This is a genomic window from Pseudomonas sp. RL_5y_Pfl2_69 (genome assembly GCF_963970465.1).
Taxonomy (GTDB): domain Bacteria; phylum Pseudomonadota; class Gammaproteobacteria; order Pseudomonadales; family Pseudomonadaceae; genus Aquipseudomonas.
This window is the reverse complement of record NZ_CAXAOU010000010.1, coordinates 15636-40171: the sequence shown is the minus strand read 5'-3', so window position 1 is coordinate 40171 and position 24536 is coordinate 15636. Positions and strand designations below refer to the sequence as shown.

The 24536-nt window shown below is 54.4% G+C and carries 35 protein-coding genes; 1 reads left to right on the top strand and 34 read right to left on the bottom strand.

From position 1 onward, the window contains the following. Position 1 precedes the first annotated feature (1 nt). Entirely contained in the window at positions 2 to 1393 is a 1392-nt protein-coding gene (locus AACY07_RS17155; RefSeq protein WP_019824342.1) for an MFS transporter, read from the bottom strand. A 197-nt stretch (positions 1394 to 1590) separates the two neighbouring features. Here AACY07_RS17155 and uvrA point away from each other — a divergent pair, with 197 nt between their 5' ends. Then, positions 1591 to 4425 (top strand): excinuclease ABC subunit UvrA, encoded by a 2835-nt coding sequence (gene uvrA / locus AACY07_RS17150; protein WP_339476304.1) that lies wholly within the window; start codon positions 1591 to 1593, stop codon positions 4423 to 4425. Positions 4426 to 4491: 66 nt separating this feature from the next. Here uvrA and bfr read toward each other — a convergent pair whose 3' ends face one another. The 33 genes from bfr to rpsG all read right to left on the bottom strand — a co-directional run bounded on the left by bfr (position 4492) and on the right by rpsG (position 24425). Beyond that, positions 4492 to 4956, bottom strand: coding sequence for a bacterioferritin (gene bfr / locus AACY07_RS17145; RefSeq protein WP_133077078.1), 465 nt, complete (start codon positions 4954 to 4956; stop codon positions 4492 to 4494). Positions 4957 to 5111: 155 nt separating this feature from the next. After that, positions 5112 to 6560, bottom strand: coding sequence for a catalase (locus tag AACY07_RS17140; protein ID WP_339476302.1), 1449 nt, complete (start codon positions 6558 to 6560; stop codon positions 5112 to 5114). A 173-nt stretch (positions 6561 to 6733) separates the two neighbouring features. Next, positions 6734 to 7120 (bottom strand): 50S ribosomal protein L17, encoded by a 387-nt coding sequence (gene rplQ / locus AACY07_RS17135; protein ID WP_003444357.1) that lies wholly within the window; start codon positions 7118 to 7120, stop codon positions 6734 to 6736. 42 nt (positions 7121 to 7162) lie between these two features. Continuing rightward, complete coding sequence (locus tag AACY07_RS17130; RefSeq protein ID WP_003176403.1) at positions 7163 to 8164, bottom strand: DNA-directed RNA polymerase subunit alpha; 1002 nt, start codon at positions 8162 to 8164, stop codon at positions 7163 to 7165. A 22-nt stretch (positions 8165 to 8186) separates the two neighbouring features. Beyond that, entirely contained in the window at positions 8187 to 8807 is a 621-nt protein-coding gene (gene rpsD / locus AACY07_RS17125) for a 30S ribosomal protein S4 (RefSeq protein WP_003444359.1), read from the bottom strand. 18 nt (positions 8808 to 8825) lie between these two features. After that, positions 8826 to 9215, bottom strand: a complete 390-nt coding sequence (gene rpsK / locus AACY07_RS17120) for a 30S ribosomal protein S11 (protein ID WP_007924177.1) — start codon at positions 9213 to 9215, stop codon at positions 8826 to 8828. Positions 9216 to 9245: 30 nt separating this feature from the next. Further along, on the bottom strand, positions 9246 to 9602 hold the full coding sequence (rpsM, locus tag AACY07_RS17115; RefSeq protein ID WP_016779184.1) for a 30S ribosomal protein S13: 357 nt from the start codon (positions 9600 to 9602) through the stop codon (positions 9246 to 9248). 129 nt (positions 9603 to 9731) lie between these two features. Further along, positions 9732 to 9848, bottom strand: a complete 117-nt coding sequence (rpmJ, locus tag AACY07_RS17110; RefSeq protein WP_002555468.1) for a 50S ribosomal protein L36 — start codon at positions 9846 to 9848, stop codon at positions 9732 to 9734. 32 nt (positions 9849 to 9880) lie between these two features. Next, a complete protein-coding gene (gene secY / locus AACY07_RS17105) occupies positions 9881 to 11209 on the bottom strand; it encodes a preprotein translocase subunit SecY (RefSeq protein WP_019409908.1) in 1329 nt (442 codons plus the stop codon). Next, positions 11210 to 11647 carry a 50S ribosomal protein L15 gene (gene rplO / locus AACY07_RS17100; protein ID WP_003444362.1) on the bottom strand — a complete coding sequence of 146 codons (438 nt, stop codon included), beginning with the start codon at positions 11645 to 11647 and terminating at the stop codon, positions 11210 to 11212. A gap of 3 nt (positions 11648 to 11650) precedes the next feature. After that, the gene (gene rpmD / locus AACY07_RS17095) at positions 11651 to 11827 is read right to left on the bottom strand and encodes a 50S ribosomal protein L30 (RefSeq protein ID WP_003444363.1); all 177 of its coding nucleotides are present in this window, start codon (positions 11825 to 11827) and stop codon (positions 11651 to 11653) included. 2 nt (positions 11828 to 11829) lie between these two features. Then, positions 11830 to 12330: a 30S ribosomal protein S5 gene (gene rpsE, locus AACY07_RS17090; protein ID WP_003186035.1), complete on the bottom strand. Its 501-nt coding sequence runs from the start codon at positions 12328 to 12330 to the stop codon at positions 11830 to 11832. A 3-nt stretch (positions 12331 to 12333) separates the two neighbouring features. Further along, positions 12334 to 12684: a 50S ribosomal protein L18 gene (gene rplR / locus AACY07_RS17085; protein WP_003444364.1), complete on the bottom strand. Its 351-nt coding sequence runs from the start codon at positions 12682 to 12684 to the stop codon at positions 12334 to 12336. Between the two features lie 10 nt (positions 12685 to 12694). Next, on the bottom strand, positions 12695 to 13228 hold the full coding sequence (gene rplF, locus AACY07_RS17080) for a 50S ribosomal protein L6 (protein WP_003444365.1): 534 nt from the start codon (positions 13226 to 13228) through the stop codon (positions 12695 to 12697). A gap of 12 nt (positions 13229 to 13240) precedes the next feature. Further along, the gene (rpsH, locus tag AACY07_RS17075; RefSeq protein WP_003444366.1) at positions 13241 to 13633 is read right to left on the bottom strand and encodes a 30S ribosomal protein S8; all 393 of its coding nucleotides are present in this window, start codon (positions 13631 to 13633) and stop codon (positions 13241 to 13243) included. Positions 13634 to 13845: 212 nt separating this feature from the next. After that, a complete protein-coding gene (gene rpsN, locus AACY07_RS17070) occupies positions 13846 to 14151 on the bottom strand; it encodes a 30S ribosomal protein S14 (protein ID WP_019409906.1) in 306 nt (101 codons plus the stop codon). Positions 14152 to 14164: 13 nt separating this feature from the next. Beyond that, positions 14165 to 14704 (bottom strand): 50S ribosomal protein L5, encoded by a 540-nt coding sequence (gene rplE / locus AACY07_RS17065; protein ID WP_003444368.1) that lies wholly within the window; start codon positions 14702 to 14704, stop codon positions 14165 to 14167. A 22-nt stretch (positions 14705 to 14726) separates the two neighbouring features. Continuing rightward, positions 14727 to 15041: a 50S ribosomal protein L24 gene (rplX, locus tag AACY07_RS17060; protein ID WP_133077080.1), complete on the bottom strand. Its 315-nt coding sequence runs from the start codon at positions 15039 to 15041 to the stop codon at positions 14727 to 14729. 11 nt (positions 15042 to 15052) lie between these two features. After that, positions 15053 to 15421, bottom strand: coding sequence for a 50S ribosomal protein L14 (gene rplN, locus AACY07_RS17055; protein ID WP_002555479.1), 369 nt, complete (start codon positions 15419 to 15421; stop codon positions 15053 to 15055). Between the two features lie 23 nt (positions 15422 to 15444). Next, positions 15445 to 15711 carry a 30S ribosomal protein S17 gene (gene rpsQ, locus AACY07_RS17050; RefSeq protein ID WP_003194644.1) on the bottom strand — a complete coding sequence of 89 codons (267 nt, stop codon included), beginning with the start codon at positions 15709 to 15711 and terminating at the stop codon, positions 15445 to 15447. A gap of 2 nt (positions 15712 to 15713) precedes the next feature. Beyond that, a complete protein-coding gene (rpmC, locus tag AACY07_RS17045) occupies positions 15714 to 15905 on the bottom strand; it encodes a 50S ribosomal protein L29 (RefSeq protein ID WP_003444371.1) in 192 nt (63 codons plus the stop codon). Next, a complete protein-coding gene (gene rplP, locus AACY07_RS17040) occupies positions 15905 to 16318 on the bottom strand; it encodes a 50S ribosomal protein L16 (protein WP_016779178.1) in 414 nt (137 codons plus the stop codon). The genes rpmC and rplP overlap by 1 nt, the downstream gene beginning before the upstream one ends. Positions 16319 to 16330: 12 nt before the next feature. Next, positions 16331 to 17017, bottom strand: a complete 687-nt coding sequence (gene rpsC / locus AACY07_RS17035; RefSeq protein ID WP_003176422.1) for a 30S ribosomal protein S3 — start codon at positions 17015 to 17017, stop codon at positions 16331 to 16333. 13 nt (positions 17018 to 17030) lie between these two features. Further along, positions 17031 to 17363 (bottom strand): 50S ribosomal protein L22, encoded by a 333-nt coding sequence (gene rplV, locus AACY07_RS17030; protein WP_003444373.1) that lies wholly within the window; start codon positions 17361 to 17363, stop codon positions 17031 to 17033. A 13-nt stretch (positions 17364 to 17376) separates the two neighbouring features. Next, positions 17377 to 17652 (bottom strand): 30S ribosomal protein S19, encoded by a 276-nt coding sequence (gene rpsS / locus AACY07_RS17025; RefSeq protein WP_003232420.1) that lies wholly within the window; start codon positions 17650 to 17652, stop codon positions 17377 to 17379. Between the two features lie 16 nt (positions 17653 to 17668). Then, the gene (gene rplB, locus AACY07_RS17020; RefSeq protein WP_019824364.1) at positions 17669 to 18493 is read right to left on the bottom strand and encodes a 50S ribosomal protein L2; all 825 of its coding nucleotides are present in this window, start codon (positions 18491 to 18493) and stop codon (positions 17669 to 17671) included. Positions 18494 to 18507: 14 nt separating this feature from the next. After that, positions 18508 to 18807 carry a 50S ribosomal protein L23 gene (gene rplW / locus AACY07_RS17015; protein ID WP_003444375.1) on the bottom strand — a complete coding sequence of 100 codons (300 nt, stop codon included), beginning with the start codon at positions 18805 to 18807 and terminating at the stop codon, positions 18508 to 18510. Continuing rightward, complete coding sequence (rplD, locus tag AACY07_RS17010; protein WP_003444376.1) at positions 18804 to 19406, bottom strand: 50S ribosomal protein L4; 603 nt, start codon at positions 19404 to 19406, stop codon at positions 18804 to 18806. Before rplD ends, rplW begins: the two co-directional genes overlap by 4 nt. Before the next feature lie 12 nt (positions 19407 to 19418). Further along, positions 19419 to 20054 (bottom strand): 50S ribosomal protein L3, encoded by a 636-nt coding sequence (gene rplC / locus AACY07_RS17005; RefSeq protein ID WP_003444377.1) that lies wholly within the window; start codon positions 20052 to 20054, stop codon positions 19419 to 19421. 81 nt (positions 20055 to 20135) lie between these two features. Further along, entirely contained in the window at positions 20136 to 20447 is a 312-nt protein-coding gene (gene rpsJ, locus AACY07_RS17000) for a 30S ribosomal protein S10 (protein WP_003186070.1), read from the bottom strand. A gap of 142 nt (positions 20448 to 20589) precedes the next feature. Further along, positions 20590 to 21783 (bottom strand): elongation factor Tu, encoded by a 1194-nt coding sequence (gene tuf / locus AACY07_RS16995; RefSeq protein WP_003444379.1) that lies wholly within the window; start codon positions 21781 to 21783, stop codon positions 20590 to 20592. A gap of 35 nt (positions 21784 to 21818) precedes the next feature. Next, positions 21819 to 23924: an elongation factor G gene (fusA, locus tag AACY07_RS16990; protein WP_019824367.1), complete on the bottom strand. Its 2106-nt coding sequence runs from the start codon at positions 23922 to 23924 to the stop codon at positions 21819 to 21821. A 30-nt stretch (positions 23925 to 23954) separates the two neighbouring features. Next, on the bottom strand, positions 23955 to 24425 hold the full coding sequence (gene rpsG / locus AACY07_RS16985) for a 30S ribosomal protein S7 (RefSeq protein ID WP_019824369.1): 471 nt from the start codon (positions 24423 to 24425) through the stop codon (positions 23955 to 23957). Positions 24426 to 24536: the final 111 nt, after the last annotated feature.

Below are 24536 nucleotides of genomic sequence, written 5' to 3'. Positions count from 1 at the left end.
CCTAGGCTTCGCACGTCGGCGCTGGGTTAACCAACTGCTCGAGTGTCGCGCGATCCAATAGTTCGGTGTCCAATTTGATATAAATCGCAGCTTCTTCAGCCACGATCACTGCATCTGTAACGCCAGCAACTGCCTTCAAACGCTCGGTCAGACCTGCTTCGCGGAGCGCCTCAGGCGATAACGGCAAGCGCAGGCTGGTTACATATGGTGGTTCACGCATGGTAACAGCAAAGGCCAACCAGAGTGCAGCCAGACCTGCGCCTCCAAGGAACACAACCGACAAACCGCCATGCTGGAATAACCAGCCGCCGAGTATGCCACCCAGTGCCGAACCCAGGAATTGGCTGGTGGAATAGACCCCCATCGCTGTGCCCTTGCCACCCGCCGGTGACACTTTGCTGATCAGCGAAGGCAATGAAGCCTCAAGCAGGTTGAACGCGGTAAAGAACACTACGGTACCAATCACCAATGCGCGCAAGCTGTCGCCAAACTGCCAGAAGAATAGCTCAGTGAGCATCAACGTCGCGACGGCACCGAGTAAAACTCGTTTCATTTTGCGTTTCTTTTCGCCATAGATAATGAACGGGATCATGGCGAAGAAAGAAATCAGCAAGGCTGTCAGGTACACCCACCAGTGCTGCTCCTTGGGCAGTCCGGCCTTTTCGACCAGAGCCAGCGGCAACGCGATAAAGCTCGACATCAACATGGCGTGCAACACAAAAATGCCAAGATCCAGACGCAGCAGGTCGGGATGGCGCAAGGTTGGCAGCAAAGCCTGCCTGGCCACGCCGGACTCGCGGTGCTGCAGGGTCCCGGTCGAGCGCGGCACCATGAACATGACAATCACGATCCCCAGCAGTGCCATGGCACCGGTCGCCAGAAACAGGCCAGACAGTCCAAAGGCACGGGTCAGCAGTGGCCCCACGACCATTGCAACCGCAAATGACAAACCAATGGTCATGCCGATCATGGCCATCGCCTTGGTGCGGTGCTGCTCACGGGTGAGGTCAGACAAAAGCGCCATAACGGCAGCAGAAATTGCACCCGCCCCCTGCAGGATTCGTCCCGCGATAACGCCCCAAATCGAATCTGAGTTAGCCGCCAGCACGCTACCCAAGGCGAAGACAATCAGCCCCAGATAAATGACCGGGCGCCGTCCAATACGGTCGGAAATCACACCAAACGGGATCTGAAAAATGGCTTGGGTCAGGCCATAAGCGCCAATTGCCAGACCTATCAGGGCGGGCGTTGCACCGGCAAGGTCCATCCCATAGGTTGCCAAAACCGGCAACACCATAAACATGCCTAGCATACGGAAGGCGAACACCAGGGCCAGACCGCTTGCCGCTCGGGTCTCGCCGCTACTCATGCGTTCGCTGTGGGGATCGTGCATGGAAAAACCTCATGTGAACCGGCGGCGATTCTATCAGTCCCATCGAGTAACAGCACATACGCGAGAGAGCCGCGACGCTTTGTCACGCAAAAGTTATAAAGGCTGCTTGAATGACATCGTGCCATCAAGGCCTGCACAGCTTTCATACAGATCCGTATACTCATTCGTTTACGTTATGCCCGCCAAGCGAGGCCGCAGTGGACAAGATCCTGATACGTGGGGCACGAACCCACAACCTGAAGAACATCGACCTGACCCTGCCAAGGGACAAACTGATCGTCATCACCGGACTGTCTGGCTCCGGCAAATCATCCCTGGCGTTTGACACTTTGTATGCTGAAGGCCAGCGCCGTTATGTCGAGTCGTTGTCCGCCTATGCGCGGCAGTTCCTTTCCATGATGGAAAAGCCTGACGTCGATACCATCGAAGGTCTGTCGCCAGCGATATCCATCGAGCAAAAATCGACTTCGCACAACCCGCGCTCCACGGTTGGCACCATTACCGAAATTTACGATTACCTGCGCTTGCTGTACGCCCGCGTCGGCATCCCCCGCTGCCCGGATCACGACATCCCCCTTGAAGCACAGACCGTCAGCCAGATGGTCGATCTGGTGCTGGCGCAGCCTGAAGGCAGCAAACTGATGTTGCTGGCTCCGGTCATTCGCGAGCGCAAGGGTGAACACCTCTCCGTATTCGAAGAGCTGCGGGCCCAGGGCTTCGTGCGGGCTCGCGTCAACGGCAAGCTCTGTGAGCTGGATGAACTGCCCAAACTCGACAAGCAGAAGAAGCACACCATCGACGTGGTGGTCGACCGCTTTAAAGTGCGGGCAGACCTGCAACAGCGCCTGGCCGAATCATTCGAGACCGCGCTGAAGCTGGCCGATGGCATTGCCCTGGTCGCGCCGATGGAAGACGAGCCGGGCGAAGAGATGATCTTCTCCGCACGCTTCGCCTGCCCGATCTGCGGCCACGCTATCAGCGAGCTGGAGCCCAAGCTGTTCTCCTTCAACAACCCGGCTGGCGCATGCCCGACCTGTGACGGGCTGGGGGTCAAGCAGTTTTTTGACATCAAGCGCCTGGTCAATGGCGAGCTAACCCTGGCAGAGGGCGCGATTCGCGGCTGGGACAGGCGTAACGTTTATTACTTCCAGATGCTGGGAGCGCTGGCCAAGCATTACGACTTCAGCCTTGAAGTACCGTTCAGCGAGCTGGCGGCTGACAAACAAAAAGTCATCCTGTACGGCAGCGGCACGCAGAATGTCGATTTCCGCTATCTGAATGACCGTGGCGACATCGTTAAACGCGCGCATCCGTTTGAAGGCATCGTGCCGAACCTTGAGCGGCGCTACCGTGAAACTGAATCGGCCACCGTGCGCGAAGAGCTGGCCAAGTTCCTTAGCACCCAAGCATGCCCGGACTGCCGCGGCACCCGTCTGCGCCGCGAAGCCCGTCATGTGTGGGTCGGTGAAAAAACCCTCCCGGCCGTGACCAATATGCCTATTGGCGACGCGACCGAGTACTTCAGCACCCTGAGCCTGACCGGGCGTCGCGGCGAAATTGCCGACAAGATTCTCAAGGAAATCCGCGAGCGTCTGCAGTTTCTGGTGAATGTGGGGCTCGACTATCTGTCACTGGATCGCAGTGCCGATACGTTGTCTGGCGGTGAAGCCCAGCGTATTCGTCTGGCCAGCCAGATTGGCGCAGGACTGGTCGGGGTGCTGTACATCCTCGATGAGCCCTCCATTGGCCTGCATCAGCGCGATAACGACCGATTGCTGGGCACCCTCAAGCATCTGCGCGATATCGGCAACACGGTGATTGTGGTGGAGCACGACGAGGATGCAATTCGTCTGGCGGACTACGTAGTGGACATTGGCCCGGGCGCGGGCGTGCATGGCGGACATATCGTCGCGCAGGGCACACCGGCCGAGGTCATGGCGCACCCTGACTCGCTGACTGGCAAGTACTTGTCGGGCCGGGTGAAGATCGCCGTGCCGGCCAAACGCACCCCACGCGACAAGAAGCTGACGCTGTCGCTCAAGGGCGCTCGCGGCAACAACTTGCGCAACGTGGACCTGGAAATCCCTATAGGCCTGCTGACCTGCGTGACCGGGGTTTCAGGCTCGGGCAAGTCGACACTGATCAACAACACGCTCTACCCGCTCAGCGCCACGGCACTCAACGGCGCAACCACGCTGGAAGCCGCGGCTCACGACAGCATCAAAGGCCTGGAGCATCTGGACAAGGTCGTCGACATCGACCAGAGCCCGATTGGCCGCACACCGCGCTCGAACCCTGCGACCTATACCGGGCTGTTCACGCCGATACGCGAGTTGTTCTCCGGCGTACCGGAATCCCGCTCGCGGGGCTATGGTCCAGGGCGTTTTTCCTTCAACGTGAAAGGTGGGCGCTGCGAGGCCTGTCAGGGTGATGGCTTGATCAAGGTAGAAATGCACTTTCTGCCTGACATCTACGTGCCTTGCGATGTGTGCAAGAGCAAGCGATATAACCGTGAGACCCTTGAAATCAAATACAAGGGCAAGAGCATTCACGAAGTGCTGGAGATGACCATTGAGGAAGCACGCGTGTTCTTCGATGCAGTGCCAGCCCTGGCGCGTAAGCTGCAAACGCTGATGGATGTAGGTCTGTCGTACATCAAGCTGGGGCAGTCCGCCACAACGCTGTCAGGCGGCGAGGCACAACGGGTGAAACTGTCCCGCGAACTGTCCAAGCGCGATACCGGCAAAACGCTGTATATCCTCGATGAACCTACAACAGGTTTGCACTTTGCCGATATTCAACAGTTGTTGGATGTGTTGCATCGTCTACGCGATCACGGCAATACCGTGGTGGTGATCGAGCACAACCTGGATGTGATCAAGACTGCTGACTGGCTGGTTGACCTGGGACCTGAAGGCGGTTCCAAGGGTGGTCAGATCATCGCAACCGGCACTCCGGAAGAAGTAGCCGAGATGTCGCAATCTCATACGGGCTTCTATCTGAAACCGTTGTTGATTCGCGACAAAGCTTAAATCGCAGTAAGAAAAAGCCCCTACCATCGTGAGATGGCAGGGGCTTTTTGTTGAGGCTTACGCCGATCAGAACTGCGATTGCAGGTAGTTCTGCAGACCTATCGTCTTGATCAGGCCCAGCTGTTTTTCCAGCCAGTAGGTGTGATCTTCTTCGGTGTCTGCCAGCTGAATGCGCAACATGTCACGGCTTACGTAGTCCTTGTGCTGCTCACACAGTGCAATACCTTTGCACAGCGCAGCGCGGACCTTGTACTCAAGGCGCAGGTCGGCCGCGAACATATCCGGCACGGTGGTGCCCACATCCAGATCATCCGGGCGCATGCGCGGAGTACCTTCAAGCATCAGAATCCGGCGCATCAACGCATCAGCGTGTTGTGCCTCTTCTTCCATTTCGTGGTTGATGCGCTCGTAGAGCTTGGTAAATCCCCAGTCCTCGTACATGCGGGAATGGACAAAGTATTGATCACGTGCAGCCAGCTCGCCGGTGAGCAACGTGTTGAGGTAATCGATTACGTCCGGGTGCCCTTGCATCGCCGCACATCTCCCTGCTTGAAAGCCTGTAGTTTGAACCAAGCTGACTGAGAGGTCACGACTCAATCGCTATAAAATCCTGTATTTGTAGAGAAAACAGACCTAAATAACGCAAAAACCGCCCTATTGAGGGCGGTTCTGCTTCTCACTTAGACTTACTTAGCCTTTACGCCCAGCGCTTTGGCGACACCGTCACCGTAAGCCTGATCGGCATTGTAGAAATGTTGCAACTGACGCTCCACGACGTCGGCCGAAACCCCGTCCATTGCCCCTGCGATGTTATTGATGAGCAGGGCTTTCTGCTCGTCATTCATCAGACGGAACAATGCACCCGCGTGACTGTAGTAATCGCTGTCAACGCGATGATCGTAACGATCCGCCGCACCACTCAGGGGCAAAGGCGGCTCGGCGAACTGCGGCGCTTGTTTTGGCGCATCAGCGTAGCTGTTGGGCTCGTAGTTCGGCGCAGCACCACCATTGTTGCCAAAAGCCATTGAGCCATCACGCTGATAGTTATGCACAGGCACCCGCGGTGCGTTGATCGGCAGGTGCTGATGGTTGGTGCCTACACGGTAGCGATGGGCATCGGCATAAGCGAACACACGGCCTTGGAGCATGCGATCCGGAGACAACCCGACACCTGGGACCATATTGCTGGGACCAAATGCGGCTTGCTCGACTTCTGCGAAGTAGTTGAGCGGATTACGGTTCAACTCAAGTTCACCGATTTCAATCAATGGAAACTCTTTCTGCGACCAGGTCTTGGTCACATCGAACGGATTTTCGTAGTGTGCGGCGGCTTGCGCTTCGGTCATGATTTGCATGCAGACACGCCATTTCGGGAAATCACCGCGCTCAATGGCACCAAACAAATCACGCTGTGCGTAGTCCGGGTCAGTACCTGCAAGTCGTGCAGCCTCGGCAGGCGGCAGGTTTTTGATCCCTTGCTTGGTCTTGTAGTGCCATTTGACCCAGTGACGCTCACCCGCTGCATTAATCAGGCTGTAGGTATGACTGCCAAACCCGTGCATGTGACGGTAGCCATCGGGAATTCCACGATCAGAGAACAGGATGGTGACCTGGTGCAGCGACTCCGGCGAGTGCGACCAGAAGTCCCACATCATCTGCGCGCTTTTCAGGTTGCTTTGCGGCAGACGCTTTTGGGTGTGGATAAAATCAGGAAACTTAAGTGGATCACGAATGAAGAACACGGGGGTGTTGTTACCCACGATGTCCCAGTTACCTTCCTCGGTGTAGAACTTAAGCGCAAAGCCGCGAGGATCGCGTTCGGTATCGGCCGAGCCACGTTCTCCACCTACGGTTGAAAAACGCAGAAAAGTGGGGGTTTGCTTGCCGATGGTGTCGAACAGCTTGGCACTGCTGTACTGAGCCATGTCACGGGTCAGTGTGAAGGTGCCGTGTGCACCTGAACCCTTGGCGTGCACACGACGCTCCGGAATGTTTTCCCGGTTGAAGTGCGCGAGCTTCTCGATCAGATGAAAATCGTCGAGTAGCAAAGGGCCGCGAGGGCCAGCAGAACGAGAATTCTGGTTATCAGCAACTGGAGCGCCGCTGGCGGTTGTAAGCGTTTTGGTCTGGCTCATGTGTTTGCTTCCTCAGTCAGTCTTTGTGCTGCCGGCTAATCGGCTGAGGAGGAGTATTGACCATGATCTACTCACGGGCAAATGCATTAAATGATCAGAATCAATAGAAAATACTAATCTAACAGGCACAAAAAACCGGGCACTAGGCCCGGTTCTTTGTAGAGATTGACGTCTTACTCAGCGGATACAGCTTCACCGCCAACTGGACGATCAACCAACTCGACGTACGCCATAGGCGCGTTGTCGCCAGCGCGGAAACCGCACTTGAGGATGCGCAGGTAGCCACCCTCACGAGTTGCATAACGCTTGCCCAGATCGTTGAACAGCTTACCAACGATGGCTTTCGAACGCGTACGGTCGAATGCCAGACGGCGGTTAGCCAGACAATCATTCTTGGCCAGAGTAATCAGCGGCTCAGCAACGCGACGCAATTCTTTGGCTTTCGGCAGAGTCGTTTTGATCAGCTCGTGCTCAAACAACGACACTGCCATGTTTTGAAACATAGCCTTGCGGTGGGAGCTAGTGCGGCTCAGGTGACGACCACTTTTACGATGACGCATGGTTCATTCCTTACCAAACACAACGTTCGGTGATTACGACGATCAGGCAGTCGCCTTGTCGTCCTTCTTAAGACTTGCAGGCGGCCAGTTGTCGAGGCGCATGCCGAGGGACAGACCACGGGAGGCCAGAACGTCCTTGATTTCAGTCAAGGATTTCTTGCCCAGGTTCGGAGTCTTCAACAGTTCTACTTCGGTGCGCTGAATCAGGTCACCGATGTAGTAAATGTTCTCCGCCTTAAGGCAGTTGGCCGAACGCACGGTCAGTTCCAGATCGTCAACCGGACGAAGCAGGATCGGATCGATCTCGTCTTCCTGTTCGATTACCACTGGTTCGCTGTCACCTTTGAGGTCGACGAATGCAGCCAACTGCTGTTGCAGGATGGTTGCAGCACGACGAATGGCCTCTTCAGGATCCAGTGTACCGTTGGTTTCCAGATCAATAACCAGCTTGTCCAGGTTAGTACGCTGCTCGACACGGGCGTTTTCCACCACGTATGCGATACGGCGAACCGGGCTGAACGAAGAGTCAAGCTGCAAGCGACCAATGCTGCGGCTTTCATCTTCATCGCTCTGACGCGAGTCTGCTGGTTCATAACCACGACCACGAGCTACGGTGAGCTTCATGTTCAAGGCGCCGTTAGACGCCAGGTTGGCGATTACGTGATCGGGATTAACGATCTCGACATCATGATCCAGCTGAATATCGGCAGCGGTAACCACCCCCGAACCCTTCTTCGACAAGGTCAGCGTAACTTCGTCACGGCCGTGCAGCTTGATAGCCAGACCTTTAAGGTTCAACAGGATTTCAATTACGTCTTCCTGTACACCTTCGATGGCGCTGTACTCGTGGAGCACACCGTCAATCTCGGCCTCGACTACTGCACAGCCTGGCATTGAGGACAACAGGATGCGGCGCAGCGCGTTGCCCAGGGTGTGGCCAAAACCACGCTCGAGAGGCTCGAGAGTGATTTTAGCGCGGGTTGGACTGACAACTTGCACATCAATATGGCGAGGTGTCAGGAACTCATTTACCGAAATCTGCATGGATGCACCTATTTTCTAGCCCTTACTTGGAGTAGAGCTCGACAATCAGGCTTTCGTTGATGTCGGCGGACAGATCACTGCGAGCAGGAACGTTCTTGAAAACGCCCGACTTCTTCTCAGTGTCTACTTCTACCCATTCTACGCGGCCACGTTGGGCACACAGATCGAGAGCTTGGACAATGCGAAGCTGGTTCTTTGCTTTCTCGCGGATAGCGACCACGTCACCAGCACGAACCTGGTAGGACGGAACGTTTACGGTCTGACCGTTAACGCTGATCGACTTGTGCGATACCAACTGACGAGATTCGGCACGAGTAGAACCGAAACCCATACGGTATACGACGTTATCCAGGCGGCATTCGAGCAGTTGCAGCAGGTTTTCACCGGTTGCACCTTTCTTGCCAGCAGCTTGTTTGTAGTAGCCGCTGAACTGACGCTCGAGAACGCCATAGATACGACGGACCTTCTGCTTTTCACGCAGTTGGGTACCGTAGTCGGATTGGCGACCGCGGCGTTGGCCGTGGATGCCTGGAGCAGCTTCAATATTGCACTTCGATTCGATAGCGCGCACACCACTCTTCAGGAAGAGATCGGTGCCTTCACGACGTGCCAGTTTGCATTTTGGACCAATGTAACGAGCCATTCTTTACAGTCTCCTGGATTACACGCGGCGCTTCTTCGGCGGACGGCACCCGTTGTGCGGGATAGGCGTCACGTCGGTGATGCTGGCGATCTTATAGCCACAGCCGTTCAAAGCACGGACAGCGGACTCACGACCTGGACCTGGGCCCTTAACGTTAACGTCAAGGTTTTTCAGGCCATATTCCAGCGCAGCTTGACCAGCACGTTCAGCAGCTACTTGAGCAGCGAACGGGGTGGACTTGCGAGAACCGCGGAAACCCGAACCACCGGAGGTAGCCCAAGAAAGCGCGTTACCCTGACGGTCGGTGATGGTCACGATGGTGTTGTTGAAAGACGCGTGGATGTGGGCGATGCCATCAACCACTGTCTTTTTAATTTTCTTACGAGGACGAGCAGCAGGTTTTGCCATGACTAAATTCCTGTCGATTCGCTGGTGCGATTACTTGCGGATCGGCTTACGCGGACCTTTGCGAGTACGCGCGTTGGTCTTGGTACGCTGACCGCGTACTGGAAGACCACGACGATGGCGCAGACCGCGGTAGCAGCCCAAGTCCATCAAGCGTTTGATTTTCATGTTGACTTCACGACGCAGGTCACCTTCAGTGGTGAACTTCGCCACTTCGCCACGCAGCAACTCAATCTGCTCGTCGCTCAGATCCTTGATCTTAGCGGCTGGGTTTACACCAGCATCCGCACAGATTTTCTGTGAGGTAGTGCGACCAACACCATAGATGTAGGTCAGCGAGATAACAGTGTGCTTGTTATCTGGAATGTTAACGCCTGCAATACGGGCCATTCAGTGGGACTCCAATTGACAGCTACCTACGCCCCGGAAGCCAAGAAATAGGGCGCGAGATAATATCGCTGTAATAACAAATAATCAACCCAGCAGCGCACTAGCTGCTGGGCTTCAAACAGATCACACTCAGCCTTGGCGCTGTTTGTGACGTGGTTCCGCGCTGCAAATTACCCGAACAACACCTTCGCGGCGAATAATCTTGCAGTTACGGCACAGCTTTTTCACCGATGCACGAACTTTCATCACCAACTCCTCTCACCTTACGGGGTAGTACTTCAGCGGAGCATGCCGCTGCCGTAGCCCTTCAGGTTGGCTTTCTTCATCAGGGATTCGTACTGGTGCGAAACGAGGTGCGATTGTACTTGGGACATGAAGTCCATAACAACCACGACCACGATCAGCAACGAGGTCCCGCCAAGGTAGAACGGAACGTTTGCCGCAACCACCAGGAACTGGGGCAACAGGCACACGGCCGTCATATAAAGAGCACCGAACAGAGTCAAACGAGTCAAAACGCCATCAATATAGCGTGCCGACTGCTCGCCTGGACGGATACCCGGAATAAAGGCACCGGACTTCTTCAGGTTTTCCGCTACGTCTTTCGGATTGAACATCAACGCCGTATAGAAGAAGCAGAAGAAAATAATCCCTGCACTAAACAGCAGAATATTCAACGGCTGACCAGGAGCGATCGACTGCGAGATGTCCTGCAACCAGCCCATACCTTCAGACTGACCGAACCAGGCACCCAGCGAAGCCGGGAACAGCAAAATGCTGCTCGCAAAAATAGCCGGAATAACACCGGCCATATTCACTTTCAGCGGTAGGTGGCTAGTCTGCGCAGCAAAAACCTTACGGCCCTGCTGACGCTTGGCGTAATGAACAGCAATACGACGCTGACCACGCTCAATGAACACCACGAAACCGATAATCGCTACTGCCAGCAAACCGATAGCAACCAAAGCGAAAATATTGATATCGCCCTGACGTGCAGACTCGAAAGACTGCCCTATTGCTCTCGGAAGACCGGCGACGATACCCGAAAAAATCAACATCGAGATACCGTTGCCAACACCACGCTCAGTAATCTGCTCACCCAGCCACATCATGAACATTGCACCCGCCACAAAAGTGGTTATTGCAACGAAATGGAAGCCTAGGTCACCAGTGAACGCTACGCCCTGCCCCGCCAAGCCAATGGACATGCCAATAGCCTGGACGAGAGCAAGAACGACAGTGAGGTAGCGGGTGTACTGGCTTATCTTGCGACGACCAGCTTCACCTTCCTTCTTCAACTGCTCCAGTTGCGGGCTGACAGCGGACATAAGCTGCATGATGATCGATGCCGAAATGTACGGCATGATCCCCAGCGCAAAAATACTCATCCGCTCCAGCGCGCCGCCGGAAAACATGTTGAACAAGCTAAGTATGGTCCCCTCATTCTGTCGAAACAGGTCCGCCAGCCGGTCCGGGTTGATACCTGGAACTGGGATGTGTGCGCCTATTCGATAGACGATAATCGCCAGGAATAGAAAACGCAGTCGAGCCCAGAGCTCGGATAACCCGCCTTTGCTGAGCGCTGAGAGAGCACCTTGCTTAGCCATTTATTCCTCGAACTTGCCGCCAGCTGCTTCGATAGCCGAACGCGCACCTTTGGTGGCGCCGATTCCCTTGCCGATTGTGACAGCGCGAGTAACTTCACCGGACAGCATGATTTTCACACGCAGCACGTTGACGTTGATCACGTTGGCATCTTTCAGGGTCTGCACAGTAACGATGTCGCCTTCCACTTTAGCCAGCTCGGACAAACGCACTTCTGCGCGATCCATGGCTTTCAGGGAAACGAAACCGAACTTAGGCAGACGGCGATGCAGCGGCTGTTGACCGCCTTCAAAGCCTGGAGCAATTGTGCCACCGGAACGGGAGGACTGACCTTTGTGACCACGGCCACCAGTCTTGCCCAAACCGCTACCGATACCACGGCCCGGACGATGCTTTTCGCGACGGGAACCCGGCGCTGGACTCAGATCATTGAGTTTCATCGATTAACCCTCTACACGCAGCATGTAGTAAGCCTTGTTGATCATCCCGCGATTCTCGGGAGTATCAAGTACTTCTACAGTGTGACCGATGCGACGCAGACCCAGACCCTTAATGCACAGTTTGTGATTAGGGATACGGCCGGTCATGCTTTTGATCAGCGTTACTTTAACGGTAGCCATGATCAGAAGATCTCCTTGACGCTTTTGCCACGCTTGGCGGCAATAGATTCAGGAGACTGCATAGCTTTCAAACCTTTAAAAGTGGCGTGAACCACGTTTACTGGGTTAGTCGAGCCGTAGCACTTGGCCAGTACGTTCTGAACGCCAGCAACTTCGAGGACAGCACGCATAGCGCCGCCAGCGATGATACCGGTACCTTCAGAAGCAGGCTGCATGTAAACCTTGGAAGCGCCGTGGGCGGATTTCATGGCGTACTGCAGAGTGGTGCCGTTCAGGTCCACTTGAATCATGTTGCGGCGAGCAGCTTCCATTGCCTTCTGGATCGCAGCAGGCACTTCACGTGACTTGCCACGGCCGAAGCCAACGCGCCCTTTACCATCACCAACCACGGTCAACGCGGTGAAAGTGAAGATACGGCCGCCTTTAACGGTTTTGGCTACGCGGTTAACTTGAACCAGCTTCTCAATGTAGCCTTCGTCGCGCTTTTGGTCGTTATTTGACATAACTTAGAACTCCAGCCCAGCTTCACGAGCAGCCTCAGCCAGCGCTTTCACGCGGCCGTGGTACTTGAAGCCAGAGCGGTCGAAAGCCACCTGCGAGACGCCAGCGGCTTTTGCACGCGTAGCGACCAGCTGGCCAACCTTTGTGGCCGCGTCGATGTTGCCAGTGGCAGCATCACGCAGTTCTTTGTCCAAAGTCGAGGCGCTTGCCAGGACTTTGCTGCCGTCGGCCGAGATGACCTGGGCGTATATATGCTGAGACGAGCGGAACACGCAGAGACGCACGACTTCTAGTTCGTGCATTTTCAGACGTGCTTTGCGAGCGCGACGCAGTCGAGTAACTTTTTTGTCGGTCATTTGCTATGCCCTACTTCTTCTTGGCTTCTTTACGACGGACGACTTCGTCCGCGTAACGTACACCCTTGCCTTTATAAGGCTCTGGCGGACGGAAACCGCGGATCTCAGCGGCCACCTGACCTACCAGCTGCTTATCAATACCCCGGATCAGGATATCGGTTTGGCTAGGAGTCTCAGCGGTGATGCCTTCCGGCAATTCGTAATCCACTGGGTGCGAGAAGCCAAGAGCCAGGTTCAGCACTGTGCCTTTTGCTTGCGCTTTGTAACCAACACCGACCAGCTGGAGCTTACGCTCGAAGCCTTGGCTTACGCCTTGGACCATGTTGTTTACCAACGCACGAGTGGTACCAGCCATTGCGCGAGTTTGTTGATCGCCATTGCGAGCAGCGAAACGCAGCTCACCAGCTTCTTCAACAATCTCAACGGACGAATGGATGTTCAGTTCTAGAGTGCCCTTGGCACCCTTCACCGAAAGCTGTTGGCCGGCGAATTTTACTTCGACACCAGCTGGCAGCTTAACGGGGTTCTTAGCGACGCGTGACATGCTTATCCCCCCTTAGAACACAGTGCAAAGAACTTCGCCGCCGACACCGGCAGCGCGCGCAGCACGATCCGTCATCACACCTTTGCTGGTGGAGACGATAGACACACCTAGACCGCCACGAACTTTCGGCAGATCTTCGGAGGACTTGTACTGACGCAGGCCTGGACGGCTAACGCGCTTAACTTCTTCGATAACCGAACGGCCTTCGAAGTATTTCAGCTCGATAGACAGCAGTGGTTTGATTTCGCTGCTGATCTGATAATCCGCGATGTAGCCTTCGTCTTTAAGAACTTTGGCTACAGCTACCTTCAACGTGGAAGATGGCATGCTTACGACGGACTTTTCAGCCATCTGGGCATTACGGATTCGAGTTAGCATGTCCGCTAACGGGTCCTGCATACTCATGGGCTAGACGCTCCTGATACAAAAAGAATTAGCCTTGCGGCTACAACTGTCGCCGAGTGACTCAATGCTTAAAAAGCACGGGCTCAGGCGAGCCGGTCATTCTAGACACACGCCAGAAATGAATCAAGCCCCAATAGGGGCTTGATTCATATTCAAGGTCACCGGCTGTCAGGATCTTACGACCCTGACAGGGGTAACTTTGCCTGTACGCCTTACCAGCTGGCTTTAACCAGACCTGGTACGTCACCGCGCATTGCTGCTTCACGCAATTTGTTACGGCCAAGGCCGAACTTGCGGTAAACACCATGCGGACGACCAGTGAGGCGGCAGCGGTTACGCATGCGCGCAGCGCTTGCGTCACGTGGCTGCTTCTGCAGAGCAACTTGAGCTTCCCAACGTGCTTCTGGACTTGCGTTCAGATCAACGATGATAGCTTTCAGCTCAGCACGCTTCTTGGCGAACTTGGCAACCGTAAGCTGACGTTTCAGCTCGCGGTTTTTCATGCTCATCTTAGCCATGGTCCTACTCCAATCAGTTGCGGAACGGGAATTTGAATGCACGCAGCAATGCGCGACCTTCATCATCCGTTCGAGCAGTGGTGGTCAGGGTAATGTCCAGACCGCGGAGGGCATCGATTTTGTCGTAGTCGATTTCCGGGAAGATGATCTGCTCTTTAACGCCCATGCTGTAGTTACCACGACCATCGAAGGACTTGGCATTCAGGCCGCGGAAGTCGCGAACCCGAGGCAGGGAGATCGACAGCAGACGATCCAGGAATTCATACATACGCTCACGGCGCAGAGTTACCTTAACGCCGATCGGCCAGCCTTCGCGAACTTTAAAGCCTGCGATGGACTTGCGAGCGTAGGTCACTACACATTTTTGACCCGTGATTTTTTCCAAATCAGCTACAGCGTGCTCGATGATTTTCTTATCACCGATCGCTTCGCCCAAACCCATGTTCAGGGTGATTTTGGTAACGCGCGGAACTTCCATCACGTTCGAAAGCTTAAGTTCTTCCTTAAGTTTCGGAGCGATTTCCTTCCGGTAAATCTCTTTTAGTCGTGCCATGGTCTCATCTACCTAGCAGTGTTCAAGCATCAACCGCTTTTTGGGTCGACTTGAAGACACGAATTTTTTTGCCGTCTTCTACTTTAAAACCAACGCGATCTGCTTTGCTGGTTTCGCTGTTGAAGATGGCCACGTTAGAAGCGTCCAGTGGAGCTTCTTTCTCGACGATACCGCCTTGTACGCCCGACATCGGGTTAGGCTTGGTATGACGCTTAACCAGGTTCAGACCGCCAATAACCAGACGGTTGTTAGCGAGAACCTTAAGCACCTTACCGCGCTTACCTTTGTCTTTGCCGGCGATCACGATGATCTCGTCGTCACGACGAATCTTTTGCATGTCGGATCTCCTTACAGCACTTCTGGGGCGAGCGAGACGATCTTCATGAACTTCTCAGTACGAAGTTCACGGGTCACTGGCCCAAAGATACGGGTGCCGATCGGCTCTTGCTTGTTGTTCAGAAGAACAGCAGCGTTGCCATCAAAGCGGATAATGGAGCCATCAGCACGACGTACGCCGTGACGAGTGCGGACTACAACAGCAGTCATCACTTGGCCTTTTTTCACTTTACCGCGAGGAATTGCTTCCTTCACGGTAACTTTGATGATGTCACCGATACCAGCGTAACGACGATGGGAGCCACCCAGCACCTTGATGCACATAACGCGGCGTGCGCCGCTGTTATCGGCCACATCGAGCATGGATTGAGTCTGAATCATATAATTTCTCCGACCCCTAGTCCTTAGACTTCCACAGCGCGTTCGAGAACATCAACCAGTGCCCAAGACTTGGTCTTGGCCATCGGACGAGTTTCACGAATAGTGACTTTGTCGCCGATGTGGCACTGATTGGTTTCGTCGTGCGCGTGCAGCTTAGTCGAACGCTTAACGTATTTACCGTAGATCGGGTGCTTAACGCGACGCTCGATCAGAACGGTGATGGTTTTGTCCATCTTGTCGCTGACAACACGGCCAGTCAGCGTACGGACAGTCTTTTCGGCTTCAGCCATGATTACTTACCTGCCTGCTGTTTGAGCACAGTCTTCACGCGAGCGATGTCACGCTTAACTTGCGAGAGCAGATGCGACTGCCCCAACTGGCCAGTTGCTTTCTGCATACGCAGATTGAACTGGTCGCGCAGCAAGCCGAGCAGTTGCTCGTTCAGCTGCTGTGCGGATTTTTCACGAAGTTCATTCGCTTTCATCACATCACCGTCCGTTTAACAAAGGAGGTGGCGAGCGGCAGCTTTGCAGCAGCCAGGGCGAAAGCCTCACGCGCCAGCTCTTCAGTAACACCCTCGATTTCATACAGGACTTTGCCTGGCTGAATCTGGGCAACCCAATATTCCACGTTACCCTTACCTTTACCCATACGAACTTCTAGGGGCTTTTTGGAAATAGGCTTGTCCGGGAATACACGGATCCAGATCTTACCGCCACGCTTAACGTGACGGGTCAGTGCACGACGCGCTGATTCGATCTGACGAGCGGTGAGACGACCACGAGCAACAGACTTCAGCGCATATTCGCCGAAGCTGACTTTGCTACCGCGCAATGCCAAGCCACGGTTGTGGCCAGTCATTTGCTTGCGGAACTTCGTACGCTTAGGTTGTAACATTTGGCGTACCCCTTACTTAGCAGCTTTTTTACGAGGCGCTGGTGCTTGTGGCTTCAGCTCTTCTTGGCGACCACCAATTACTTCGCCTTTGAAGATCCAAACCTTTACACCGATCACACCGTAAGTGGTGTGAGCTTCGTAGTTGGCATAGTCGATGTCGGCACGCAGGGTGTGCAATGGCACACGACCTTCGCGATACCATTCAGTACGTGCGATTTCAGCACCGCCGAGACGACCGCTCACTTGGATTTTGATGCCTTTGGCACCAATGCGCATAGCGTTCTGTACAGCGCGTTTCATCGCGCGACGGAACATTACACGACGCTCCAGCTGCTGAGCTACGCTCTGCGCAACCAGCATACCGTCGAGTTCCGGCTTGCGGATCTCTTCGATATTGATGTGCACAGGCACACCCATTTGCTTGGTCAGGTCCTGACGCAGTTTCTCAACATCTTCACCTTTCTTCCCGATAACGATACCTGGACGAGCGGTGTGGATGGTGATACGTGCAGTTTGGGCCGGACGATGGATATCGATACGGCTTACGGACGCGCTTTTTAGTTTGTCTTGGAGGTATTCACGCACCTTCAGATCAGCGAACAAGTAGTCCGCATAAGTCCGGCCGTCTGCGTACCAGACGGAGGTGTGCTCCTTGACGATTCCCAGGCGAATGCCAATGGGATGTACTTTCTGACCCATCTCTTCGACTCCGTTACTTGTCAGCAACCTTGACAGTGATATGGCAAGACCGCTTGACGATGCGATCAGCGCGGCCTTTGGCACGCGGCATGATGCGCTTCAGCGAACGCCCTTCGTTGACGAAAACGGTGGCGACTTTAAGGTCGTCAACGTCTGCGCCTTCGTTATGCTCGGCGTTGGCTACGGCCGACTCCAGCACTTTCTTGATGATCTCGGCGGCTTTCTTGTTGCTGAAAGCCAACAGGTTGAGCGCTTCGCCCACCTTCTTCCCGCGGATCTGGTCGGCGACCAAGCGGGCTTTCTGGGCGGAGATTCGAGCGCCCGACAACTTAGCGGCTACTTCCATCGTTCCTTACCCCTTAACGCTTGGCTTTCTTGTCTGCCACGTGCCCACGATAAGTGCGGGTACCGGCAAACTCGCCTAGTTTATGGCCAACCATGTCTTCGTTCACAAGAACTGGGACATGAAGACGACCGTTATGCACAGCGATGGTCAAACCGACCATTTGTGGCAGGATCATCGAACGACGCGACCAGGTTTTCACCGGTTTGCGATCGTTCTTTTCCGCCGCCACTTCGATCTTCTTCAGTAGGTGAAGATCAATAAAAGGACCTTTTTTCAGAGAACGTGGCACTGTCGTATCCCTCTATTTACTTGCGACGACGGACGATCATTTTGTCGGTACGCTTATTACCACGAGTCTTCGCGCCCTTAGTCGGGAAGCCCCATGGCGATACCGGATGACGACCACCAGAGGTACGACCTTCACCACCACCATGTGGGTGGTCAACCGGGTTCATGGCAACACCACGAACGGTTGGGCGAACGCCACGCCAGCGTTTGGCACCAGCTTTACCCAGCGAACGCAGGCTGTGCTCGGAGTTCGAGACTTCGCCAAGCGTTGCACGGCATTCAGCCAATACTTTACGCATTTCACCGGAACGCAGACGCAGGGTCACGTAGACACCATCACGAGCGACCAGCTGAGCCGAAGCACCAGCGGAACGAGCGATTTGTGCGCCTTTGCCCGGCTTCAATTCGATGCCGTGTACGGTGCTACCAACTGGAATGCTGCGCAGTTGCAACTGGTTGCCTGGCTTGATCGGAGCCAAAGCACCCGAAATCAGCTGGTCGCCAGCGCTCACGCCTTTAGGGGCGATGATGTAACGGCGTTCGCCGTCTGCGTACAACATAAGAGCAATGTGAGCAGTACGGTTTGGATCGTATTCGATACGCTCAACAGTGGCTGGAATGCCATCTTTGTCGTTGCGACGGAAGTCGACCAAACGATAATGCTGCTTATGACCACCACCGATGTGACGCGTGGTAATACGGCCATTGTTGTTACGACCACCAGTCTTCGATTTCTTCTCGAGCAGCGGTGCGTGAGGAGCGCCTTTATGCAGCTCCTGGTTGACCACCTTGACCACATGACGGCGGCCAGGGGAAGTCGGTTTGCATTTAACGATTGCCATGATGCACCCCTTCCTTACTCAGCACTGCTGCTGAAATCGAGATCTTGGCCTGGCTGAAGGGAGATTACTGCCTTCTTCCAGTCATTACGCTTGCCCACGCCGCGAGCGGTGCGCTTGCTCTTACCCAGAACATTCAGGGTAGTAACACGCTCAACTTTCACGCTGAACAGGCTTTCGACGGCCTTCTTGATTTCCAGCTTGGTTGCATCAGTAGCAACCTTGAAAACGAACTGGCCTTTCTTGTCTGCCAGAACCGTAGCCTTCTCGGAAACGTGCGGGCCAAGCAGAACTTTAAATACGCGTTCCTGGTTCATCCCAGCAGCTCCTCGAATTTCTTCACGGCCGACACGGTGATCAACACCTTGTCGTATGCGATCAGACTAACTGGGTCGGAACCTTGCACGTCACGTACATCAACGTGTGGCAGGTTACGAGCAGCCAGGTACAGGTTCTGATCAACAACTTCAGACACGATCAGGACGTCTGTCAGACCCATGCCATTCAGTTTGTTCAGCAGATCTTTGGTTTTCGGCGCTTCAACTGCGAAGTCCTGAACCACGATCAGACGATCAGTACGAACCAGTTCAGCAAGGATGGAACGCATTGCTGCGCGATACATCTTCTTGTTGAGCTTCTGAGAGTGATCTTGTGGACGAGCTGCGAAAGTAGTACCACCGCCACGCCAGATTGGGCTACGGATAGTACCGGCACGAGCACGGCCAGTACCTTTCTGACGCCAAGGGCGCTTACCGCCACCACGAACGTCGGAACGGGTCTTTTGCTGCTTGCTACCTTGACGACCGCCAGCCATGTAGGCCACGACTGCCTGGTGAACCAGCGTCTCGTTGAACTCGCCGCCAAACGTCAGTTCGGAAACTTCGATCGCTTGAGCATCATTTACATTTAATTGCATGTCAGCTTCCCCTTAACCGCGAGCCTTGGCCGCCGGACGTACAACCAGGTTGCCGCCAGTAGCGCCAGGAACAGCACCCTTGACCAACAACAGATTGCGTTCAGCGTCGACGCGCACTACTTCGAGGGACTGCACGGTCACGCGCTCAGCGCCCATATGACCGGACATTTTTTTGCCCTTGAATACACGACCAGGAGTCTGGCACTGGCCAATAGAGCCCGGGACGCGGTGGGAAACGGAGTTACCGTGAGTGTTATCTTGGCCACGGAAATTCCAACGCTTGATCGTACCCTGGAAGCCTTTACCTTTGGACTGACCGGTCACATCGACCATCTGACCTGCGGTGAAGATTTCAGCGTTGATCAGATCGCCTGCTTGGTACTCGCCTTCTTCAAGACGGAATTCCATTACGGTACGACCAGCTGCAACGTTTGCTTTAGCGAAGTGACCCGCTTGAGCAGCAGTTACACGCGAAGCGCGACGCTCGCCGACAGTGACTTGCACTGCACGATAGCCATCGGTTTCTTCAGTTTTGAACTGGGTGACGCGATTCGGCTCGATCTCAATGACCGTAACCGGAATGGAGACACCTTCTTCGGTGAAAATACGGGTCATACCGCATTTACGACCGACTACACCAATAGTCATGTTGTAAACCTCATGAGTGTACGGGGCTTTCACCCGCTATGGCCGCCCATTTCAGAGCGTTACACGACTAAGACCCAAGTCTTAGCCGAGGCTGATCTGCACTTCCACACCGGCCGCAAGATCAAGCTTCATAAGTGCATCAACGGTTTTATCCGTTGGCTGGACGATGTCCAGAACGCGCTTATGAGTACGGATCTCATACTGGTCACGCGCGTCTTTGTTGACGTGCGGGGAGACCAGAACGGTGAACCGCTCTTTACGGGTAGGCAGTGGAATTGGACCACGCACTTGAGCACCAGTACGTTTCGCGGTTTCCACGATTTCCTGGGTTGATTGGTCGATCAGGCGATGGTCAAAAGCCTTCAACCTGATACGGATTTGCTGATTTTGCATTGGATTTCAGACTCCGATTGCTATTCCCACCGAGCGCAATACGCCCGTTTAAAGGAGGCGCAATTCTATAGATGGCCCAACTGGGTGTCAACTCAATAAAAAAAGCCCCCGCTGAGCGGGGGCTTTTTCAGGCAATCAAAGCTTAAGCAATGATTTTGGCTACTACGCCAGCGCCGACGGTACGACCGCCTTCACGGATTGCGAAACGCAGACCGTCTTCCATTGCGATGGTTTTGATCAGGGTGACAACCATTTTGATGTTGTCGCCTGGCATTACCATTTCAACGCCTTCCGGCAGTTCGCAGTTACCGGTCACGTCAGTGGTCCGGAAGTAGAACTGTGGACGGTAGCCTTTGAAGAACGGAGTGTGACGACCGCCTTCTTCTTTGCTCAACACGTACACTTCAGCTTCGAAGGTAGTGTGCGGCTTAACCGAACCCGGCTTAACCAGAACCTGGCCACGCTCTACGTCGTCACGCTTGGTGCCGCGCAGCAGCACGCCGCAGTTCTCGCCAGCACGACCTTCGTCAAGCAGTTTACGGAACATTTCAACGCCGGTGCAGGTGGTAACAGTAGTGTCACGCAGACCAACGATTTCCAGCGGATCTTGAACGCGAACGATACCGCGCTCGATACGACCAGTTACAACAGTACCGCGACCGGAGATCGAGAATACGTCTTCGATTGGCATCAGGAACGGCTTGTCGATAACACGAACTGGGTCCGGAATGTAAGTATCCAGAGTTTCAACCAGTTTACGAACGGCAGTGGTGCCCATTTCGTTGTCGTCTTTGCCTTCCAGAGCCATACGAGCAGAACCGATGATGATCGGAGTGTCGTCGCCTGGGAAGTCGTAAGTGCTCAGCAGATCGCGCACTTCCATCTCAACCAGTTCCAGCAGCTCAGCGTCGTCTACCAGGTCAGCCTTGTTCAGGAAAACCACGATGTACGGAACGCCAACCTGACGGGACAGCAGGATGTGCTCACGGGTTTGTGGCATCGGACCATCAGCGGCCGAACAAACCAGGATAGCGCCGTCCATCTGAGCAGCACCGGTGATCATGTTCTTCACATAGTCAGCGTGACCTGGGCAGTCAACGTGAGCGTAGTGACGGATCAGCGAGTTGTATTCAACGTGCGCAGTGTTGATGGTGATACCACGAGCTTTTTCTTCTGGCGCGCTGTCGATTTTATCGAAGTCAACGATTGCCGAACCGAAAATCTCGGAGCAAACACGAGTCAGAGCTGCAGTCAGCGTGGTTTTACCATGGTCAACGTGACCGATAGTGCCAACGTTGACGTGCGGTAGGGAACGATCAAATTTTTCTTTAGCCACGACAATTAACTCCTTGCCTAAAGGACTGAACTAAATCAGCCTTGTTTTTTAGTAACAGTTTCGACGATGTGCGCCGGAGCTGTATCGTATTTTTTGAATTCCATAGAGTAGCTTGCGCGACCCTGAGACATGGAACGAACGTCGGTCGCATAACCGAACATTTCACCCAACGGAACCTCGGCACGAATAACTTTGCCGGAAACCGTATCTTCCATACCCTGGATCATGCCGCGACGACGATTCAAGTCGCCCATCACGTCACCCATATAGTCTTCAGGTGTAACAACCTCTACCGCCATGATCGGCTCAAGCAGCTCACCGCCACCTTTGGTAGCCAGTTGCTTGGTCGCCATGGAAGCAGCCACCTTAAACGCCATCTCGTTGGAGTCGACGTCGTGGTAAGAACCATCAAACACGGTAGCCTTCAGGCCGATCAGCGGATAGCCGGCAACAACACCGTTCTTCATCTGCTCTTCGATGCCCTTCTGGATAGCCGGGATGTATTCCTTAGGAACCACACCACCTACCACTTCGTTCACGAACTGCAGACCTTCCTGACCTTCGTCAGCAGGTGCAAAACGGATCCAGCAGTGACCAAACTGGCCACGACCGCCGGACTGACGAACGAACTTGCCTTCGATCTCACAGTTCTTCGTGATGCGCTCACGATACGAAACCTGAGGCTTACCGATGTTGGCTTCGACGTTGAACTCACGGCGCATCCGGTCAACCAGGATGTCCAAGTGCAGCTCGCCCATGCCCGAGATGATCGTCTGACCAGTCTCTTCATCAGTTTTAACGCGGAAAGATGGATCTTCCTGAGCAAGCTTGCCCAGTGCAACACCCATTTTTTCCTGGTCATCCTTGGTCTTAGGCTCTACGGCAACCGAAATAACCGGCTCCGGGAAGTCCATGCGAACCAGAATGATTGGCTTGTCAGCGTTGCACAAAGTCTCACCAGTGGTGACGTCCTTCATGCCGATCAAGGCCGCGATGTCACCAGCGCGTACTTCCTTGATTTCTTCACGGGCGTTTGCGTGCATTTGCACCATACGACCCACACGCTCTTTCTTGCCTTTAACCGAGTTGATCACGCCGTCGCCGGAGTTCAACACGCCCGAGTAAACACGGACGAAGGTCAAGGTACCCACGAATGGGTCGGTAGCGATCTTGAACGCCAGAGCCGAGAACGGCTCGCTGTCGTCAGCATGACGCTCCAGTTCGATGCTCTCGTCATCAGGGTCAGTACCCTTGATGGCAGGAATATCAGTCGGAGCAGGCAGGAAGTCGATAACGGCGTCGAGAACCAGGGGAACACCCTTGTTCTTGAAGGAAGAACCGCAAACAGCCAAGACGATCTCACCAGCGATAGTACGCTGACGCAGAGCAGCCTTGATTTCCGCGATGGTGAATTCTTCACCTTCGAGGTACTTGTTCATCAGCTCTTCATTGGCTTCGGCCGCAGCCTGAACCATGTTGTCGCGCCATTCGTCAGCAAGATCTTTCAGCTCAGCTGGAATTTCTTTGCGAACAGGAACCATACCCTTGTCAGCATCGTTCCAGTACACAGCTTCCATGTTGATCAGATCAATCTGACCCTGGAAGTTGTCTTCAGAACCGATAGCCAGCTGGATTGGAACCGGAGTGTGGCCCAGACGCTTCTTGATCTGCTCAATAACGCGCAGGAAGTTGGCGCCAGCACGGTCCATCTTGTTTACGTAAACAAGACGTGGAACGCCGTATTTGTTGGCTTGACGCCATACGGTTTCCGACTGAGGCTCAACGCCCGAGGTACCACAGAACACAACGACAGCGCCGTCGAGTACGCGCAGGGAACGTTCAACTTCAATAGTGAAGTCTACGTGGCCCGGGGTATCGATTACGTTGAAGCGATGCTCGTCCTTGTACTGCTTGGCAGAACCTTTCCAGAAGGCGGTGATAGCAGCAGAAGTAATGGTAATACCACGCTCCTGCTCCTGAACCATCCAGTCTGTGGTCGCGGCGCCATCATGCACCTCGCCCATTTTGTGACTTTTGCCAGTGTAAAACAGTACGCGCTCGGTGGTAGTGGTTTTACCAGCATCCACGTGAGCGACGATACCGATGTTACGGTAGCGACTAATCGGAGTAGTACGAGCCATAAAGCCCTCGCAAAATTAGTGAAGCTGAATTTAGAAGCGGTAGTGCGAGAAAGCTTTGTTAGCTTCGGCCATACGGTGCACGTCTTCACGCTTCTTAACAGCAGCACCTTTACCTTCAGCTGCGTCCAACAGTTCGCCAGCCAAACGCAGAGCCATAGACTTCTCGCCGCGCTTACGGGCGAAGTCTACCAACCAGCGCATTGCCAGGGCGTTACGACGGGACGGGCGAACTTCGACCGGAACCTGGTAAGTAGCACCGCCTACACGGCGCGACTTCACTTCGACCAGCGGAGCGATGGCGTCGAGAGCTTTCTCGAAGATTTCCAGGGGATCGCTGTTCTTGCGTTCTTTAACCTTTTCCAGCGCGCCATAAACGATACGCTCGGCAACGGCTTTTTTGCCGCTTTCCATCACGTGGTTCATGAACTTGGCCAGGATTTGGCTTCCGTATTTTGGATCGTCAAGCACATCGCGCTTGGCTGCTACGCGTCTTCTTGGCATGGATAAGCCCTCAAACGGTCTTCAGGTTAGCTCGGAACCATTACATCCAAAAGATGCACGTCCGACCTTACTCTTATCGACTCAGAAAAAAAGAAATCTGCATTTTTTACC